Genomic DNA, 18,310 nt, shown 5'->3' on the forward strand with positions numbered 1-18,310 from the left:
GAGTCGGCGCGGAAACTGTTGGGATAATGCACCGATGGAGCGCCTGTTCCGTAGCCTGAAAACGGAGTGGGTTCCGACGGTAGGCTACATGACCGCTGCACTGGCTGAGCAGGATATAGGTCGCTACCTAATGCAATGCTACAACTGGACAAGACCACATCAGCACAACGGCCTCGTGCCGCCGGCTGTTGTAGAAGAAAAACTTAAATCACTGTCCGGAAATTGTTGACCACTACAGGCCGCTACCCGAGTATTTCGCCTTTCCCGGCGAGCCAAGGGGGGCTGATTGCCCAGCCCCCCTTAGCGATCCCCCGGGGCACCCGGCTACGCGGCCCTTCGGGTTCGCTGCGTTGCTCGATTTATCGGGGAACCGCAGAACTCGGGGCTGCGCCCCTCAGACATGCTGCGGTCCTTTTTCCCGATAAATCTGCGCTACTCGCCCGCGTAAACGGGGAGTTGGTCCGTGCACGCTTCACGTCTGGCTGGGCAAGTAGCTCCCCTTGGCTCACAAGGAAGGCGAAAAGCGAACTATATAAATCGCAAAATGCAGAGCAAAAGCCACCGGGAAGGTCGAGCTCCCGCTCGACCCGCAAGCCACGGTGCAACACCTTGGCCGAGTTGGAACTCGGCCCTCCCGTAACAAGCAAACCGTTCAGCCGTTCCACCAACAAAAACACGCAGCAAAATATTCGCTTAAGCCGATCTTAAGATTCACCCGCCATTCTCCTCCCCAACATGAGGAGGAAGGCCATGTCACAGACCCCGGTTCCACAGGCTCGACAACTCGCCCGCCTGGGCGATGACGCCGCCCTGCTGCACGCTCCCCAGCACCCAGACTGCACGCTGCGGTCGCGGCTGGAGAGCTTTGTTCACGATTGTTTTGCCGACACCTACGGCGCCAATGTCCGCCAGTTCATGCCGGAGCTGCTCGGCCTTTGCCAGCAGGGCACGCTGCAGGCCGGTGTGGGTATCCGCGGCGGCGCCAGTGGCCCGCTGTTTCTCGAACACTATCTGGATCAGCCGGTGTGCGAGGCCATTCGTCAGCACACCGACCTGCCGGTAAACCGCGAGCAGGTGGTGGAAGTCGGCAATCTGGCCGCACTGGCTCCCGGAGCAGGGCGCCTGCTGATCATCGCGCTGACCCACTACCTGGCGACCAGCGGGTACACCTGGGTGGTCTTCACCGGCACACCGATGCTGCTCAACAGCTTCCAGCGCCTGACCCTGAGCCCGGTTGATCTGGGCCCGGCCGACCCGCTGCGCCTGGGGGAAGCCCGCCTGGAGTGGGGCAGCTACTACGCCACCCGCCCCCGGGTAATGGCCGGCTATATCCCCGAAGGCTTCAACCAGCTGCAGCGCCGCGGCCTGTTCGAGCGCATGCGCTATCAACCCGATTACCTGCAAACCGGCCCGGAGATTGCCCATGATTGCGCCTGAGACGCTCTGGCACAGCCTTGAACGCCACGCTGCCGAGCGCCCCAACAAATCTGCGCTGAGCGACGAGCAGGGCAGCATCAGCTACGCCGATTTGCCGGCCGAGATCCAGCGCCGGGCCGAGCACCTGCGCGCGGTCGGCTGCCGCTGCGTGGCGCTGGCCCTGCCCAACGGTCGCGAGTGGCTGTTGTGGGATCTGGCGATTCTCAAGGCCGGCCTGATCTGCGTGCCGATTGCGCCGTTCTTTACCCGACAGCAGCGCGAACACCTGCTGCGCAGCGCCGGCGTCGACACCGTGCTGGGCATGGCCGACGACAGCGCAGAGCTGCTGGCACAGGGCTTTGCCGCCACGTCGCTGGGCTGGCAACGGGCACCGATGGGCGTCGGCATCCCGGCCGGCACCGCCAAGATCACCTTTACCTCCGGCACCACCGGCACGCCCAAGGGCGTCTGCCTGTCTGCCGAAGCCATGCTGCAGGTCGCCGACAGCCTGCGTGAGGCCTGCTCGCCGGTTGATCCGCAGCAGCACCTGATTCTGCTGCCGCTGGCCGTGCTGCTGGATAATCTGGGCGCCATCACCGCGCTGCTCAACGGCGCCAGCATCAGCGTGCCGACCGAAACCGGCCTGCAGGGCGCGCAGATCAATCCGGCCCGGCTGCTGACGGTGCTCAACCAGAGCCAGCCGCACAGTCTGATTCTGGTGCCGCAGCTGCTGCAGGGTCTGCTGCAGGCTGCCGACGCCGGTGCGCCACTGCCGCGCAGCCTGCGCTTTATCGCGGTCGGCGGCGGCCGGGTTGCACCGTCATTGCTGGAGCGGGCAGCCAGACACGGTTTGCCGGTGTTCGAGGGCTACGGCCTGTCCGAATGCGCGTCGGTGGTCTGCCTCAATCGCCCGGGCTACAACCGCCCGGGCACCGTCGGCCAGCCGCTGCCGCATGTACAGATTCGCCTTGCCGATGACGGCGAGATCATGGTCCGCGGTGCCCGCGCGCTGGGCTATCTCGGCGAGCCGCCGCTGACCGCCGACGAGTGGCCGACCGGTGATATCGGCAAGCTGGAGGATGGCTACCTGAGCATTCTCGGCCGCAAGAAGAACCAGTTCATCACCGCCTATGGCCGCAACGTCAATCCCGAATGGGTCGAGGCCGAGGTCGCCGCCCATCCGGCGATTGCCCAGGTGCTGGTGTACGGCGAAGCCCTGCCGGTCAACGTCGCACTGATCGTGCCGCGCAGCCCGGCCTTCCGCGTAACCGACATCGAAGAGGCGATCGCCCAGGCCAACAGTCGCCTGCCCGACTACGCCCGCATCGGCCCCTGGTTGACCGCCAGCAAACCCTTCACCCCAGACAACGGCCTGCTGACCAGCAATGGGCGCCTGCGCCGTGAGCAGATCATTGAACACTACCGTCCGGCCCTGCTGGGCCTGCTGACCGAGGACATTGCACTATGACTTTCTTTGAACAACTGCAAAGCGAAACCGTAAACGAACGCGAATACCTGTTCAGCTCACCGCTGATCCAGGCCGCCCTGCGCGGCGAGGTACAACGCCACAGCTACATCGCGTTTCTGGCCCAGGCCTTCCATCACGTGCGTCACACCGTGCCGCTGCTGATGGCCTGCGGTGCCCGGCTGGACAGCGACCACGAATGGGTGCGCGAGGCCATGGCCGAGTACATCGAGGAGGAAATCGGCCATCAGGAGTGGATTCTCAACGACATCCGCGCCTGCGGTGGCGACGCCGAGGCGGTCCGCCACAGCACCCCGGCACTGGCCACCGAACTGATGGTCAGCACCATGTACGACCGCATCAACCGGCTCAATCCGATGTCCATGCTGGGCATGGTGTTCGTGCTCGAAGGCACCAGCATCGCGCTGGCCACCCAGGCCGCCGGCAGCCTCAAGGAAGGCCTGGGCCTGCCGCCGCAGGCATTCAGCTACCTGACCTCGCACGGCTCTCTGGATCTGGAGCACATGAAGTTCTTCGAGCAACTGGTCAACCGCATCGACAACGATGCAGACCGCACCGCCGTGCTGCACACCGCCAAGGTGATCTACCGGCTCTATGCCGACATGTTCCGCAGCCTGCCGGGCTCGGTCGAGGAGGAGGTGCGCCATGCAGCTGTCGGCTAGTCGTGTACTGCTGACCGGCGCCACCGGCGGCATGGGCCGCGCCATCGTAGCCGCGCTCTGCGCGCGCGGGGCGCAGGTGCTGGTGGTCGGCCGACAAGACAAGGCCCTGCAGGCCCTGGTGGAGCGCAATCCGTCCCAGGTCAGCTGTCTGCAGGCCGATTTGCGTCAACCGGCCGACCGCGCCAGCGTGCTGCGCCAGGCGCAGCAGATGGGAGACATCAACCTGCTGATCAACGCCGCCGGCATCAACCACTTCGGCCTGTTCGAGAACATGCAGGAGCAGGCCATCAATGATCTGATCGAGACCAACCTGACAGCCACCCTGCAGCTCACCCACGCCATGCTGCCGCTGCTGCGCAGCCAGCCGCAGAGCTGTGTGGTCAACATCGGCTCGACCTTCGGCTCGATCGGTTACCCCGGCTTCAGCGTCTACTGCGCGACCAAGTTCGCCCTGCGCGGCTTCTCCGAAGCACTGCGCCGCGAGCTGGCCGATACCAATGTCGGCGTTCTTTACCTCGCGCCGCGGGCGACCCGCACCGAGATGAACAATGCCGCGGTAGAAGCCATGAACGCCGAACTGCAGGTCAACATGGACAGCCCCGAGCTGGTCGCCGAGCGATTGGTTCAGGCGCTGGACGCCGATCTGCGCGAGGTGCATCTGGGCTTTCCCGAGCGCCTGTTCGTGCGCCTGAACGGGATTCTGCCGCGGCTGGTAGACAAGGCCCTGCGTCGCCAACTGCCAACCATCCAGCACTACGCCACCCCCTCAACCCACACCAGGGAGCACTGATCATGTCCATCTGGATTCGTTATCTCGTTGCCGGCCTGCTGGCCGGCTTCAGCCTGAACATCCTTGCCGCCGATATCGCTCCGCTGCAGCAACGCTGGGCGGAAATTCAGTACCAGCTGCCGGAAGACCAGAAGGCGGACGCCTTCGAAGCCCTGGCCGCCGAAGCCGGGCAGGCGCTGGCACAGGAACCCGATGACGCCCCGCTACTGATCTGGCGCGGCATCATTCTCAGCAGCTGGGCTGGCGCCGACGGCGGCCTGGGCGCACTGGGCAAGGTCAAGGAGGCCAAAAGCCTGTTCGAGCACGCCCTGCAGGTTGACCCGCAGGCCCTGCAGGGCTCGGCCTACACCAGTCTGGGCGCGCTCTACTACCAGGTTCCGGGCTGGCCAATCGGCTTTGGCGATGACGAGCAGGCCGAAGCGCTGCTGAAGCAGGCACTGGCACTGAACCCGGACGGCATCGACAGCAATTACTTCTGGGGCGATTACCTGATCGACCAGAAACGCTATGCTGAAGCCCGCGCCGCGCTGCTCAAGGCCCAGGCTGCTGCCCCGCGCCCGGACCGCCCGCTGGCCGATCAGGGCCGCCAGGCCGAGATCCGCGCCCGACTGGATAAAATCGCCAACAGGTAACCCATGCGACTGCTGCTGGTTGAAGACGATAGCTCCCTCGCCGAGGGCATTCTCACCTCGCTCAAGGGCGAGGGTTATACACTCGACTGGCTGCAGGACGGCGCCAGCGCACTGCACGCGCTGAGCAGCGAGCCCTTTGATCTGGCCATTCTGGATCTGGGCCTGCCGCGGATGGACGGTCTGCAGGTGCTGCGCGCCTTGCGCGACCGACATCAGGCCGTGCCGGTACTGGTGCTGACCGCACGCGACGGCGTGCAAGACCGCATCGCCGGGCTCGATGCCGGCGCCGACGATTACCTGATCAAGCCGTTCGACAGCGCCGAACTGAAGGCCCGCATCCGCGCCCTGCTGCGGCGCAGCGCCGGGCGCGCCGAGCCGTTGATCCAGCTGCGCGGCGTCACCCTCGACCCGCAAAGCCAGCAGGTCAGCTTCGAAGGCCGCAACGTCAATCTGTCGCGCAAGGAGTTCATCCTGCTGCACGAACTGATGGCTCAGCCGGACCGGGTGCTGACCCGTGATCGGCTGGAGCAGGCGCTCTACGGCTGGAATGAGGAAGTCGACAGCAACACCCTGGAAGTCCATATCCACCACCTGCGGCGCAAGCTGTTCAGCGGCCTGATCCGCACCTTGCGCGGGGTCGGCTACATGATCGAGCGCGACGCATGAAATCCATCCGCAAGCGCATCCTGGTGCGGGTGCTGGGGCTGCTGCTGGTCAGCACCCTGATCATGGGTTGGGCCAGCCACCACGACTCCACCCACGAGGTAGAAGAGCTGTTCGACGCTCAGCTGGGCCAGAGCGCACGGGTGCTGATCGGCCTGCTCGGTGCCTCGCAGGGTCAGATTCCGACCGAACAACTGGCCCAGGCGCTGCTGGAAACCAGCGGCGAGCACCCCAAACTCGGACACCGCTATGAAAGCAAGCTGGCCTTCCAGGTGCGTAACGCCGAGGGCCGGGTCATTGCCCGCTCCTTCAATGTGCCGCCGCTGACCGCCGCCGACTGGCAGCCGGGTTTTGCCGATCTGCAGCAAGCGCAGCACCAGTGGCGCAGCTATGTACTGGAGTCACCCGACAGCGGTCTGGCGGTTTGGGTCGGCGAGCGCAGCGACGTACGTGGCGAGCTGGTCGACAAGATCGTGCGCGGGACACTGGTACCCGATCTGCTGGGTATCCCGCTGCTGGTACTGCTGGTCTGGTTTGCCATCGGCTCGGGCTTGAAACCGCTGGACGAGCTGGCCCGCCTGATCCGCCTGCGCGAGCCCAACAGTCTGCAGCCGATCGTACTCAGCGATCTACCGCAGGAGCTGGAACCGGTGCAGGCCGCGCTCAATCGCATGCTCGAGCAATTGCACCAGTTGCTGGCCCGCGAACAGCGCTTTATTGCCGACGCGGCGCATGAACTGCGCACGCCGCTGGCGGTGCTGAAAATCCACGCCGAAAACGCCATGCAGGCCAACGAGCCGGCCGAGCGTGACCAGGCCCTGCAGCACCTTCGCCGGGGCGTGGAGCGCGCCACCCGACTGATCTCGCAAATGCTGACCTTGGCCCGGCTGGCAGACGACCAGCAGCGCCAGCGGGTGCCCGTCGCCCTGCTGCAAAGCTGCCGAGACGCCGTTGCCGAACTGCTGCCGCTGGCTCTGCGGCGAGATCAGGAACTGGAGCTGGTCAGCGACGGCAGCTTGCCGGAACAGGTGGAGATGGAGCCCGGCAGCCTCGGCATGTTGCTGCAAAATCTGGTCGGCAATGCCATCCAGCACACCCCCGATGGCGGGCGGATTCTGATCAGCCTACAGCAGCAGGCCGACCAATTGGTGCTGCGGGTCGAAGACAGCGGCAGTGGCGTGGCGCCCGCCGACCGCGAGCGCCTGCTGGAACGCTTTCACACCCAGGGCAACAGCCAGGGTGCGGGGCTGGGTCTGTCCATTGTGCAACGCATCATTGAGCGCCACCAGGGCAGCCTGTTGCTCGGTGACAGTCCACTCGGCGGCCTGCTGGTGCAGGCCAGCTTCCCGCTCGGCACACCCGTGTCCGGCTGATCGTGCGTCATCACCCGGGCAGCCTGCGCTGGTATCAGGGGGTAAGTTGGCCGATACTCGGGCGCGTTCAAGATGCCCAATAACAACAGGAGATCCGACCCATGACCACCTCGCGCTTCGACCTGACCGGCAAGACTGCCCTGATTACCGGCGCCTCCAGCGGCCTCGGCGCCCACTTCGCCCGCGTACTGGCCGCTGCCGGCGCGCGCGTGGTGCTGGCCGCCCGCCGCGCCGATCGTCTGTCCGCGCTGGTGGACGAGCTCAAGCAGCAGGGCTTTGAGGCAATGGCGGTCACCATGGACGTAACCGACGCCGACAGCGTCGACGCCGGCTTCAGTGCCGCCGAGTACGCCTTCGGCGTGTGCGACATTCTGGTCAACAACGCCGGCATTGGCGATCCGGTGCCCTTCCTGGACATGGACGAAGGTAACTGGCGCAGCATGCTCGACACCAACCTCGACGGCGCCTGGCGCGTCGCCCATCGCGGCTGCAAGGCGATGGCCGGCAGCGGCCAGGGTGGCAGTGTGATCAACATTGCCTCGATCCTCGGCCTGCGGGTTGGCAAGGCACTGGCCCACTACGCGGTCGCCAAGGCCGGTGTGGTGCAGCTGACCAAGGCCATGGCGATGGAACTGGCCAAGAACGGTATCCGCGTCAACGCCATTGCCCCCGGCTACTTCCGCACCGAAATGAATTCCGACTACTTTGACACCGAGCATGGCCAGACCTACGTGCGCAGCAAGGTCCCGATGGGCCGCCTGGGCCAGCTCGACGAACTCGATGGCCCGCTGCTGCTGCTCGCCAGCGAGGCCGGTTCGTTCATGACCGGCACCATCATCAACGTCGATGGTGGTCATGTGAACAACAGCCTGTAAGCCGCGATCGCGTCAGTACCCGTTGCCGGCACCTGACAAGTGCCGGCACAGAGCGCGCGCGACGCTGGCAGCGCGGTCGGCAAACCGCTATCTTCTGGGCTGACAACGCACTGGAATCTCCCATGGCCACGCTGCCCACTTTCCGCAACGGACGCATCGCCCTGCCGCTCGGCATTGTACTGCTGGCCCTGCTATTCCTGTTTCTGGCGGTCGCCGCCTCTCAGCAACGCAACGCCCAGTGGCGCGAGCAGCTGTTCAATGAAGCTCGCCGCGACCTGTCCGTCCTCGAACAGGCCCGACAAGCCATGCGCGGCGAAGCCCGGATCGCGGTCTACAGCCTCAGCCAGGACCCTGACGTTCTGCGGCTGATCCGGCGCATCAATACCCTGATCAGGGAGCACGGCCGGGCCCATCCGGAGGTGCTGCGCCTGCGCGCCCAGCTGGCAGAAGACCTCGACGGTTTCTGGCAGCTACTGCGCCAGGCCGGAGCTGAAGAATTACAGGTCAACCTGATCGAAGACCGTAGCACCCTGCTGCGCATGCGGGAGCGGGATGTCTGGGGCGATCAGCACGACGAGGGCAATCCGCTAAATCAGCTGGTGATAGACGACCCCGTGATCCGCAGCGGACTGACGCTCCATTACGACAATGCCAGCGAGAGCGCCGTTGCCCCGCTGCTCGCAGACAACCGCCCCGACAGTCCGCTGATTGCCACCTTGCAGGTTAGCTTCCCGGCACTTGTCGACGGACCTATCGATAGGTCCGAAGGTCTGTCTCTGCTGCTCGAAGCCGACAGCGTCCCTGCTGGATCACTCAAGCACTCTATGCCGCTGCTGGGGCAAGGCCGCTGGCTGCAGGTAGAAAAACACGGTGCAGCAATGCCGCCCGGCGTAAGCGACGCTCTCGGTACCCTCGACCAGCGAACGCCGGAACGGCTTTACAGCAACAGTGACGGCACCTGGCTGCTGAGCCTGCTGCCACTGGAAGCCGTGGCCGATGAACAGCCGGCTGACACCCCTGCACCAACCGCTCTGGTGCTCTGGCGCGATATCAGCACCCAGGCAGCGGCGCATCTGCGTGAACAGCGGCAGCTGGCAGGTAAATGGCTGCTGGCGCTGGTTGCAGCCTGCGCCCTGTTCAGCCTGCTGCAGTTAAGCAGTTACCGGGCGGCACGCCGCCAGGTGCTGCGCCACGCCGATGCCATACGCGAGGAAAGCCAGAAGCGGGAGCACAATCGCCGCCTGCTGGAAATCATTGCCCGCACCCAGTCGGCCTACATCCAGCAGAACCGGATGCAGGTCAGCCTGCACGAGGTGCTGGAACAGATACTGGCGTTGACCGGCTATCAGGTCGGTTTGCTCAGCCAGTCCCGGCTCGAACCGGACGGTACCCAGACACTGCAGCTACAAAGCAGCATTGATACCCGGCCGCATCCCGAACCGGCCCCGCGTACTCTGGTTGACGCCATGAATGCGTCCAGCAGCGACCAGCAAGCCAGACTTATCGCCAGCGACAACCCTGAGCTGCACGGCGCCGCGCTCCTCCCGCTGCTTTTTGGCGGGCGGCTGATGGGCATGCTGGCCCTGTCTCATGGGCCGGATGAGGCCGGACCGGCGCTGCTGACATTTCTGGCACCGCTGCAAACCAGCCTGGGCCAGCTGCTTAATGCAATGCGCCAGCGTGAGGAGCACACAGCCCTGCAGGAACGCCTGGAGCGCCAGCGGCTGGCGCTGGGCTCGCTCAATCGCATCGCGGCGGACTTTGGCCTGTCTCATCAGGAGCGCCTGAAACGACTGCTCGACCTGGGCTGTGATTACCTGCAGCTGGACCTGGGGCTGGTCAGCCGGATCAGCGGCAGTACCTATGAAGTAATCGCTGCCAGCAGCGGCGAGAACAGTCCGGAGAGCGGAGCCTGTTTCGACTTCGAACAAACCTACTGCAACCTGACCTATCAGCACGACGATGTCATGGTAATCGACAGCATGGGTAACTCGCGCTTCAACGGACACCCCTGCTACCGGACCTTTGCCCTGGAGTGCTACATCGGCGTTGCGCTGATCGTTGGCAACCGCCGTTACGGCACGCTGAACTTTTCCGCCTCGGCACCGCGGGCACGACCGTTCGATGAGGTCGACCTCGATTTCATGCGGCTCTGCGCCCGCTGGTGCAGCGGCCTGCTCGAGCAGCAGGCCGAGCAGCAGGCCCGCGAAGCGCTGCTGCAGCGCTTCGCCAAACTCAATCAGCACCTGCCCGGCATGGTCTACCAGTACCAGCTGAGCAGCGACGGACACAGCTGGTTTCCCTTCAGCAGCGAGGGCATCGGCAGTATCTATGACCTGACACCGGAACAAGCCGGGATCGACGCCAAACCGGCCATTGAGCTGATCCACCCGGACGACCACGACCGGATCTTGGCCGAAATCGGCGAATCCGCCCGCCAGCTCACCGAGTGGCGCTCGGAATACCGCGTTCGCCATCCGCGGCTGGGCGAGATCTGGGTCGCAGGCTACGCAAGTCCGGAGCCACTGGCTAACGGCGACATCGTCTGGCATGGCTTCATTGCCGATATCACCACGCGCAAGCACATCGAGCAGCACCTGGCCAGTGAACAGCAAAGGCTGGCACGTATCATCGACGCCACCGGCGTCGGCAGCTGGGAATGGGACATGAGCGCGGGACAGCTCGAGGTCAACCCGCGCTGGCTGCAGATGCTGGGCCTTCCGGCAGATAAGCCCCGGTCGACTCCGGCGGCCAGCTGGTCAGAACTGATTCATCCGGACGACCGGGAAAGCGCTCGTGCGCAACTGCTGGCCCACCTGCGCGGCGAGACCGACCATCTTCGCTATGTCTGCCGTGCCCGCCATCAGGATGGCCACTGGGTGTGGATCCAGAGCCACGGCCAGGTCTCGCGCCGGGATGCCAGCGGCCGGGCACTTTGGATGAGCGGCATTCACACCGATATCAGTCAGGAGATGGCGGCTGCCGAGGAGGTGCGCGAAGCCCGTGCCTTCCTGAGCGCCGTGATCAAGGCCTCAACCGAGGTGGCTGTCATTGTCGTCAACACCCGGGGCAGCATCACCCTGTTCAACACCGGTGCTGAAAAGTTGCTGGGTTACCGGGCTGAGGAAATGGTCGGTCAGCAAACGCCCATCTGTTTCCACCTATCCAGCGAAATAGAACAGCGCAGCCAGGAGCTCAGTGCCCACTACGGCAAGCCGATAGATGGTCTGGAGGTATTTCTCCACGAAGCACGGCAAGGCGGCTCGGAAACCCGCTCCTGGACCTATCGGCGCAAGGATGGTCAGGAGCGGCAGGTCAATCTGACGGTCACCCGCATCGCCGACGAGCACGGCGAGGCCGTCGGCTATCTTGGCATGGCCACCGATATTACCGACCTGGCCGAAGCCACGCGCGCCTTGCAACAGAGCGAGTCGCGCTTCCGCAGCATGGTCAGCAACCTGCCCGGCGCGGTGTATCGGCGTCGCCCGGACCACCAGTTGAGCATGTCCTACCTGAGTAACGAGATAGAACACATTACTGGCTATCCGGCTGTTGATCTGGTCGATAACCGGCTCCGCAGCTATGCCAGCATCGTCCACCCTGATGACCTTTCGGCTCTGCGAGAACGCATACAGGGCACACGCAGCGAGCCGACCTTCGAGCTCACCTATCGCCTGATTCATGCCAACGGGCAGATCGTACAGGTACGCGAAAAAGGCCGTGCCGAATTTGCTGCCGACGACAGTCTGATCGGCTTTGACGGATTCATCTGGGATGTCACCGAGCAAATTCGGATCGAGCAGATGAAGGCACAGTTTGTCTCCACGGTCAGCCATGAGCTGCGCACCCCGCTGACCGCCATCAGTGGCGCTCTGAAGCTTATCCATGGCGGCGCGCTCGGTACCATCCCCGAAAACATGCGTCGGCTGCTCGGTATCGCGGTGCAAAACAGCGAAAACCTGCACAGCCTGATCAATGACCTGCTCGATATGGACAAGCTGACCGCCGGCCAGTTGCAGATCCAGCTGCAGGATCAGCCCCTGCGCCCCTTGCTCGAACAGGCGCTGGAGCTCAATCAGAGCTATGCCGACCAATTCCAGGTAACGCAGTTACTGGATCCGATAGACGACGTGGTAGTCAGCGTTGATCGCCAGCGGTTTGGTCAGATACTGGCCAACCTGCTGTCCAATGCAGCCAAGTTCTCGCGCCCGCAGGGACGCATCTGGCTCGGTGCCCAACACCTTGGCGACCTGGTAGAGATCAGCGTGCGCGACGAGGGTATCGGCATTCCATCGAAGGAGCACGCACGCATCTTCGACAAGTTCTTTCAGGTCGACAGCACCAGCACCCGCAGTCGCACCGGATCGGGGCTTGGTCTGGCCATTACCCGCGAACTGGCCCGCCGCATGGCGGGCGAAGTGGGTTTTGAATCCAGTGAAGGGGTGGGCTCACGATTCTGGGTTCGGCTGCCATGCAAGAACCCCAATGCATACCGGGAAACTGTCTAGACTGACACATGAAGTTAATCTGGCGGAGCCAGCGTGAACAATAGCGACAGCAACGAGCAGCAGCGTCTGGCCGCACTGGCAGCGCTGCAAATCATGGATACCCCCAGCGAGCAGGCCTTCGACGACCTGACGGCGCTGGCTGCACGCTGGCTGGACACTCCGATCGCACTGATCTCGCTGATTGATAGCCAGCGCCAATGGTTCAAGAGCCGGGTCGGTCTGAACACCAGCGAAACACCGAAGGAAATGGCCTTCTGTGCCCACGCGATCCGCCAACCGACGTTGATGGAAGTGCCTGATGCCACCCGCGATCCACGCTTTGCGGATAACCCGCTGGTTACCGGTGACCCGGGCATTCGCTTTTACGCAGGCATGCCGATTGCGAGCCCGCAGGGCGCTCTGCTCGGCACCCTCTGCGTCATCGATCAGCGGCCACGCACCCTCAACGACCAGCAGCGTGACACCCTGCAACGGCTGACCAGACTGGTCGAATACCAGCTGCAACTGCGCCACACCCTGCTGACCAGCCTAGAAGAGGCGCATGAGCTGGTACACCAGCAGGCGCTGAACCGGCGGCTCCTCGACTCACTCAAGGCCGGCGTTGTTGCCTGCGCGGACGACGGCACTCTGACCCTGTTCAATAGCACCGCCCAGCAATGGCATGGTACCAACATGCTCAACCTGCCACCGGAGGAATGGGCACGCTCCTACGATCTCTACGCTGCCGACGGCCGGACGCCGCTGACCACGGACGATATACCGCTGGTGCGCGCCTGGCAGGGCAAACCGGTCGAGAACGTTGAAATCTGCATCGCCTGTGCCGATCAGCCGCTGCGCCACGTGCTCTGCAGTGGTGGCCTGCTGTATCCCGAACAGGGCGGTCCGGGCGCCGCCATCGTGGTCATGCACGACATTTCCGAAATCCGTCACGCGAGCAACATGAAAAGCCACTTCCTGGCGACTGTCAGCCATGAGCTGCGCACCCCGCTGACCGCCATCACTGGCGCCCTTGGCCTGCTGCACAGCGGCACAACCGATCCCAGCTCCGCCGCAGGTGCACGATTGCTTGGTATTGCCCGGGAAAACAGCCAGCGACTCAATGAGCTGATAAACGACCTGCTCGACATGGAAAAACTTGAGGCCGGCAAGGTAGCGCTGCAGCTTGAACCCCAGGATCTGCGCGCCGCTGTTGTTCAGGCAATGGAGAGCAACCGCCCCTACGCGGAACGCTTTCAGGTGCACTGGTATATCCCCGACGGGCTGGCCGACATGGCCATCATCGCCGATCAGCGCCGCCTGCAACAGGTGCTGACCAATTACCTGTCGAACGCCGCCAAGTTCTCGCACTCGGGCGGCTCAATCCGCATAGAGTGGCACCTGAAGGGTGACTCGGTCACGGTCAGTGTCGTTGATCAGGGCATAGGTATCGCAGCCGAACAGCAACCGCTGCTGTTCACGAAATTCAGTCAAATCGACACAACCGACAAGCGTCGGCGCGGCGGTACCGGGCTTGGGCTGGCTATCTGCAAGGAGCTGATTGAACGCATGGGCGGTCAGGTAGGCGTGCAATCGGAAGTCGACAGGGGCTCCTGTTTCTGGTTTACCTTACCGCTAGCGGTGTCAGACAATCGACAAAATCAAGGCGATGTGCCACCACCTTGACATCGATCAAGGCAGTACCAAGACACAGGATGCACAATAGTATGACGGTAGTACTGAAACGCATAATGCACATCGAGGATGATCCTTCGATTCAGGAAGTTGCCCGGGTCGCACTGGAGGTGGTGGGCGGCTTTGAGGTACGCAGCTGCGACTCCGGTGCCGACGGCCTTGCCACCGTCGATGACTTCAGCCCCCAGCTGGTCCTGCTGGACGTCATGATGCCGGGGATGGACGGCCCGCAGACCCTGACCGAACTGCGCAAGCTATCCTGCATGCAGGGCGTGCCGATCGTATTCATGACGGCCAAGGCGCAGACCCAGGAGGTGGCTGCCTACCGAGACCTGGGTGCCGCCGGCGTCATCATCAAACCGTTCGACCCTATGACCCTGTCAGATCAGATCCGCGAGATTTGGGAACACAAGCATGCATGAATCACAACAGCTCGTCGCCCAGCTGGCCGCTCTGGAAGAGCGTTTTCGCCAACGTCTGCACGACGAACTGGATGAGCTGAACCACCTTGCCGATCAGCTGCAAAATACCCCAAACGCATTGCAGGATCTGCGTGATCGCCTGCACAAGCTGGCCGGGTCAGCCGGCACCTTTGGCTACGCTGCCCTGGGTGAACGTTGTCGAGAGCTGGAACAAAGCGCCCAGACCGAGCTGGATGCGCAGCGCCGCTCCAGTGCCGTGCTGAATAGCCTGGCAGAGGCAACGCATCACCTGAATCAGCTGCTGGAGCATACCCCCGATACCAGAGCCGAGCACCAGCTCCTCGACACGCCGACGACCGATGAGGGTGATCAGCGGCATATTGGCCTGCTGGTGGCGGACGACCAAATGCGCGAGCAGTTACAGCGTACCCTGGGCAGCTTCGGCTACCAGACGAGTTGCTTCGACAATCCGACGACCCTGCATCAAGCCGATCATATCGACGCCATGATTGTCGACACCAGCCCGCCTGGCAGCACACTGCTGCAGGACCCGATTTTTCGCCAGCGTGATGCCCAATCACCGCCGCTGCTGGTCATCAGTTCACAGGACAATTTCACCGGTCGCTTGCATGCTGTGCGTGTTGGCGCCATCGGTTTTTTCACCAAACCGGTTGATCTGCCGATGCTTGAGAGCCGCCTGGAACGCTGCTTCAACACGCTTCAGGGCGGCCCGTTCCGGGTGCTGATCATTGATGACGATACCGAGTTGAGCGCTCGCTACGCCCTGGTGCTGAGCAGCGCGGGCATGATGGTCGACACCCTGAGCGATCCGCACCAGTTGCTGGACAAGATGACAGAGTTCAGCCCTGAAGTGGTGCTGATGGACCTCAGCATGCCGCAGTACAGCGGTCCGGAACTGGCACAGGTGATCCGCCTGAACGACGACTGGCTGCGTGTCCCCATCGTTTACCTGTCGGCCGAGGTCAATGCCGAGCGGCAGATGTCGGCCCTGCTCAAGGCCGGAGACGACTTCATTACCAAGCCGATCAGTGACAGCGCACTGCTGACGACCGTCTATGCCCGCGCACAGCGCGCTCGCATGGTCAGTGAAGCACTGGCTCGTGACAGCCTGACCGGCCTGCTGAAACACGCCGACATCAAGGAACAGGTTGAAATCGAAGCCGAGCGGGCGCTGCGCACCCGCTCCCCGTTGACCGTCGCCATGATCGACATTGATCGTTTCAAGTCGGTCAATGACCGGTACGGCCATGCCAGCGGCGACAGCGTGATCCGCGCCCTGTCCAACCTGCTGCGCCAGCGCCTGCGCAAGATCGATCGGCTGGGCCGCTATGGCGGCGAGGAGTTTGTTGCCGTGCTGCCCGGCTGCAGTGAGGACGACGCCTTCAGCATACTCGACAGCATTCGTCAGGCCTTCAGCGCGGTGCAGTTCAGTTCGGCACAGGGCAAACCGTTCAACTGCACCTTCAGTGCCGGCATCAGCAGCTGCATGGCACCGGACTGGAACAGCAACGCCCTGCTGGATGACGCCGACCGCGCACTCTATGACGCCAAGGAATCGGGTCGCGATCGTATCTGCAAAGCTGGGGCTGGTAACCATTGAAAGCAATTATCGTCGAGCAAGACCCCTGGATTGCGGAACTGTTGCGTTCCGTCCTTCGCGATCTGGGCGGCATCGAAACACACCTGTTTGATAGTGCTGTCAGCGCCATCAACCACCTGCGCAGCGACCGCGTTGATCTGCTGATCACCGATCTGCAGCTCAGTGACCGCAGTGGCCTGGATCTGGCCCGAGAGGTCGCACGCCGTGCCCCACGCAGTCTGCGCGTGCTGGTCACCGCCAGCATCGACCGTCAGCTGGTGCTCGATGCCCGCGCCGCCGGCATTGCCGATTTGATCGCCAAGCCGTTCAAGCTCGATGACCTGCGCAGGCGACTGGCTAGGTTGCTGCAGCGGGATCAGGAAGGAAGCGCCGCAGCGGGCAATATCGGTGATCTGGACGGCTTCCTTCAGGCGCGTCTCAAGAAACCGATTCGGCTGGCCTGGACCAGCCCCGAGCGTCAGCAGGAGGCTGCAGTATTACCGCAGCAAACCAATCAGGCCGATTACCTGACACTCGCACGCAACGAGCCGCTGCTGGCCCTGGTCAGTATCAATCGTGCCAACCGCGAAGGCCTGCTGCGCGGCCGTGAGGGCGCCTGTGTCAGCCTGAGTGAGGCCTATGAGTGGCTTGGCAGCCATACCTGCGCTGACCTGGCCAGACGGCTTTCACGCGCCCGCATCGCACTGGAGCATCCCCTGCTGCAACGTCTGGCCGCCGGCTTCATGGCCGAACGTGAAGCCCTCGCCCAGGCCCTGAAACGTCTGAGCGCACACCAGTCGATCGCCGCCGGCCCGCTGGATACCGCTGTGAACTTCTGCCGCCTTGGCGAAATGGCGGTGATCTGCGCCATTCAGCACTACCTGAACTACGGCCAGCAGGCCGATGATGACACCATCAAGCAGATGATCAACGACTACGCCGCGCCTTTCGGCAACCAGATCAAGACCCAGCAGCAACTGCCATTCCTGCTGCGCGAACTGACGGGCTCGCTGTTCCAGCTGCCCCAGACCGGGCTGCGCAAGGATCGCATCCTGATGCGCATCGCGGCGCTGGAAACCGGCTTCGCCAAGCCCGACCCGAGCCAGCTGCAGCAATTGCTCAGGTTGATCGGCCACGACCGGGTCGAGGTAAGCTAACCCACCAACGCCATCAAAGCGCGGGTCAGACTTTCGGCGGGCTCGGCGCGGCAACCGGTTACGTTCTGCCCGGCCCACAACGGCGAAAAATCTCCGCTTCCGGCTTTCTCTGCCGCCGTGCGCAGCGGCGTGATCGCCGTACCGGCGAGCGGGAAGGGGGGCGGCAGATCACTTATGGGTCCCAGTTCACGCATCACCCGATTGACGATGCCCCGCGCGGCGCCGCCGGAGAACAGGTTGGTCAACGCCGTGTGCTGCGCCGCTTCACTCTGCAGTGCTGCCCGGTGCAGTGCGCTGGTGGTTGCCTCCGGGCAGAGCAGGTAGGCGGTGCCAATTTGCACTCCGGAAGCGCCCAGTGCCATGGCGGCGGCTACACCGTTGGCGTCGGCAATGCCACCAGCGGCGATCACCGGGATGTCCAGCGCCGCCACCAGCTGCGGCAACAGCGCAAACGTGCCCATCTGCAGGCTCACATCGGTCGACAGAAAATGTCCGCGATGGCCACCCGCTTCCAACCCCTGGGCAATCACCGCATCGGCACCATTGGCCTGCAGCCAAAGGCCTTCGGTTACGGTGGTGGCGGTGGACAGCACCTTGCCGCCCCAGCCCTTGATCCGCTCGATCATGGCCGGCTCAGGCAGGCCAAAGTGAAAGCTCACCACCGGCGGACGGTAGGCGCTGATCAGCTCAAGGGTTTCGGCATCGAACGGGCGGCGACCGGCACCGGGTTGAATGCTGTCGATATCCAACCCGAACTCGGCGTAGTAGGGCGCCAGTGCGGCGCGCCAGACTTGCTCTCGGGCCTCATCAGCAGCCGGTGTCTGGTGGGCGAAGAAATTCAGATTCCAGGGGCCTGCCGCCTCACGCTGCAACACCTCCAGTTCCGCGCGCAGCGCATCGGCACCGAGCATGGCACAGGGCAACGAGCCCAACCCGCCCGCGCGGCACACCGCCAGCGCCAGCGCGCTGTTCTGTACACCCGCCATCGGCGCCTGAATCAGCGGCAGTTCGGTTCCCAGCAGATCGGTCAGTGTCATCCAGCGTGCTCCATTTTG

At 63.7% G+C, this 18,310-nt stretch carries 15 protein-coding genes; 14 read left to right on the plus strand and 1 reads right to left on the minus strand.

Annotated features, from left to right (window positions below; translation table 11 throughout):
* From AC13EY_RS02220 to AC13EY_RS02285, 14 genes are all read left to right on the plus strand, one after another.
* Positions 1–229, plus strand: a 229-nt coding sequence (locus AC13EY_RS02220; protein WP_482877104.1) for an integrase core domain-containing protein, incomplete at its 5' end; no start/stop codon positions are given.
* Between the two features lie 521 nt (positions 230–750).
* A complete protein-coding gene (locus AC13EY_RS02225) occupies positions 751–1,437 on the plus strand; it encodes a thermostable hemolysin (protein WP_269688342.1) in 687 nt (228 codons plus the stop codon).
* Positions 1,424–2,884 (plus strand): AMP-binding protein, encoded by a 1,461-nt coding sequence (locus AC13EY_RS02230; RefSeq protein ID WP_482877106.1) that lies wholly within the window; start codon positions 1,424–1,426, stop codon positions 2,882–2,884. Before AC13EY_RS02225 ends, AC13EY_RS02230 begins: the two co-directional genes overlap by 14 nt.
* Positions 2,881–3,564, plus strand: a complete 684-nt coding sequence (locus tag AC13EY_RS02235; RefSeq protein WP_088277699.1) for an iron-containing redox enzyme family protein — start codon at positions 2,881–2,883, stop codon at positions 3,562–3,564. Before AC13EY_RS02230 ends, AC13EY_RS02235 begins: the two co-directional genes overlap by 4 nt.
* Positions 3,548–4,354, plus strand: coding sequence for an SDR family oxidoreductase (locus AC13EY_RS02240; protein WP_269688344.1), 807 nt, complete (start codon positions 3,548–3,550; stop codon positions 4,352–4,354). Before AC13EY_RS02235 ends, AC13EY_RS02240 begins: the two co-directional genes overlap by 17 nt.
* 2 nt (positions 4,355–4,356) lie before the next feature.
* Positions 4,357–4,986: a tetratricopeptide repeat protein gene (locus tag AC13EY_RS02245; protein ID WP_233048617.1), complete on the plus strand. Its 630-nt coding sequence runs from the start codon at positions 4,357–4,359 to the stop codon at positions 4,984–4,986.
* A 3-nt stretch (positions 4,987–4,989) separates the two neighbouring features.
* Positions 4,990–5,652 (plus strand): response regulator, encoded by a 663-nt coding sequence (locus AC13EY_RS02250; protein WP_233048616.1) that lies wholly within the window; start codon positions 4,990–4,992, stop codon positions 5,650–5,652.
* A complete protein-coding gene (locus AC13EY_RS02255; protein WP_269688345.1) occupies positions 5,649–7,022 on the plus strand; it encodes an ATP-binding protein in 1,374 nt (457 codons plus the stop codon). Before AC13EY_RS02250 ends, AC13EY_RS02255 begins: the two co-directional genes overlap by 4 nt.
* Positions 7,023–7,123: 101 nt before the next feature.
* Entirely contained in the window at positions 7,124–7,897 is a 774-nt protein-coding gene (locus AC13EY_RS02260; protein ID WP_482877110.1) for an SDR family NAD(P)-dependent oxidoreductase, read from the plus strand.
* 122 nt (positions 7,898–8,019) lie between these two features.
* Positions 8,020–12,405 carry a PAS domain-containing protein gene (locus tag AC13EY_RS02265; RefSeq protein WP_482877112.1) on the plus strand — a complete coding sequence of 1,462 codons (4,386 nt, stop codon included), beginning with the start codon at positions 8,020–8,022 and terminating at the stop codon, positions 12,403–12,405.
* Positions 12,406–12,438: 33 nt separating this feature from the next.
* Positions 12,439–14,067 carry an ATP-binding protein gene (locus tag AC13EY_RS02270; protein WP_332367351.1) on the plus strand — a complete coding sequence of 543 codons (1,629 nt, stop codon included), beginning with the start codon at positions 12,439–12,441 and terminating at the stop codon, positions 14,065–14,067.
* A 41-nt stretch (positions 14,068–14,108) separates the two neighbouring features.
* Positions 14,109–14,498: a response regulator gene (locus AC13EY_RS02275; RefSeq protein WP_335599291.1), complete on the plus strand. Its 390-nt coding sequence runs from the start codon at positions 14,109–14,111 to the stop codon at positions 14,496–14,498.
* Positions 14,491–16,119, plus strand: coding sequence for a diguanylate cyclase (locus AC13EY_RS02280; protein WP_335599290.1), 1,629 nt, complete (start codon positions 14,491–14,493; stop codon positions 16,117–16,119). Before AC13EY_RS02275 ends, AC13EY_RS02280 begins: the two co-directional genes overlap by 8 nt.
* On the plus strand, positions 16,116–17,255 hold the full coding sequence (locus AC13EY_RS02285) for a response regulator (protein ID WP_335599289.1): 1,140 nt from the start codon (positions 16,116–16,118) through the stop codon (positions 17,253–17,255). Before AC13EY_RS02280 ends, AC13EY_RS02285 begins: the two co-directional genes overlap by 4 nt.
* On the opposite strand, the gene AC13EY_RS02290 is transcribed toward AC13EY_RS02285, so the two are convergent.
* The gene (locus tag AC13EY_RS02290; RefSeq protein ID WP_335599288.1) at positions 17,252–18,292 is read right to left on the minus strand and encodes an NAD(P)H-dependent flavin oxidoreductase; all 1,041 of its coding nucleotides are present in this window, start codon (positions 18,290–18,292) and stop codon (positions 17,252–17,254) included. The two genes, AC13EY_RS02285 and AC13EY_RS02290, sit on opposite strands and share 4 nt — an antisense overlap.
* Positions 18,293–18,310: the final 18 nt, after the last annotated feature.

The sequence above is a fragment of the Halopseudomonas sp. L-58 genome (genome assembly GCF_056859475.1).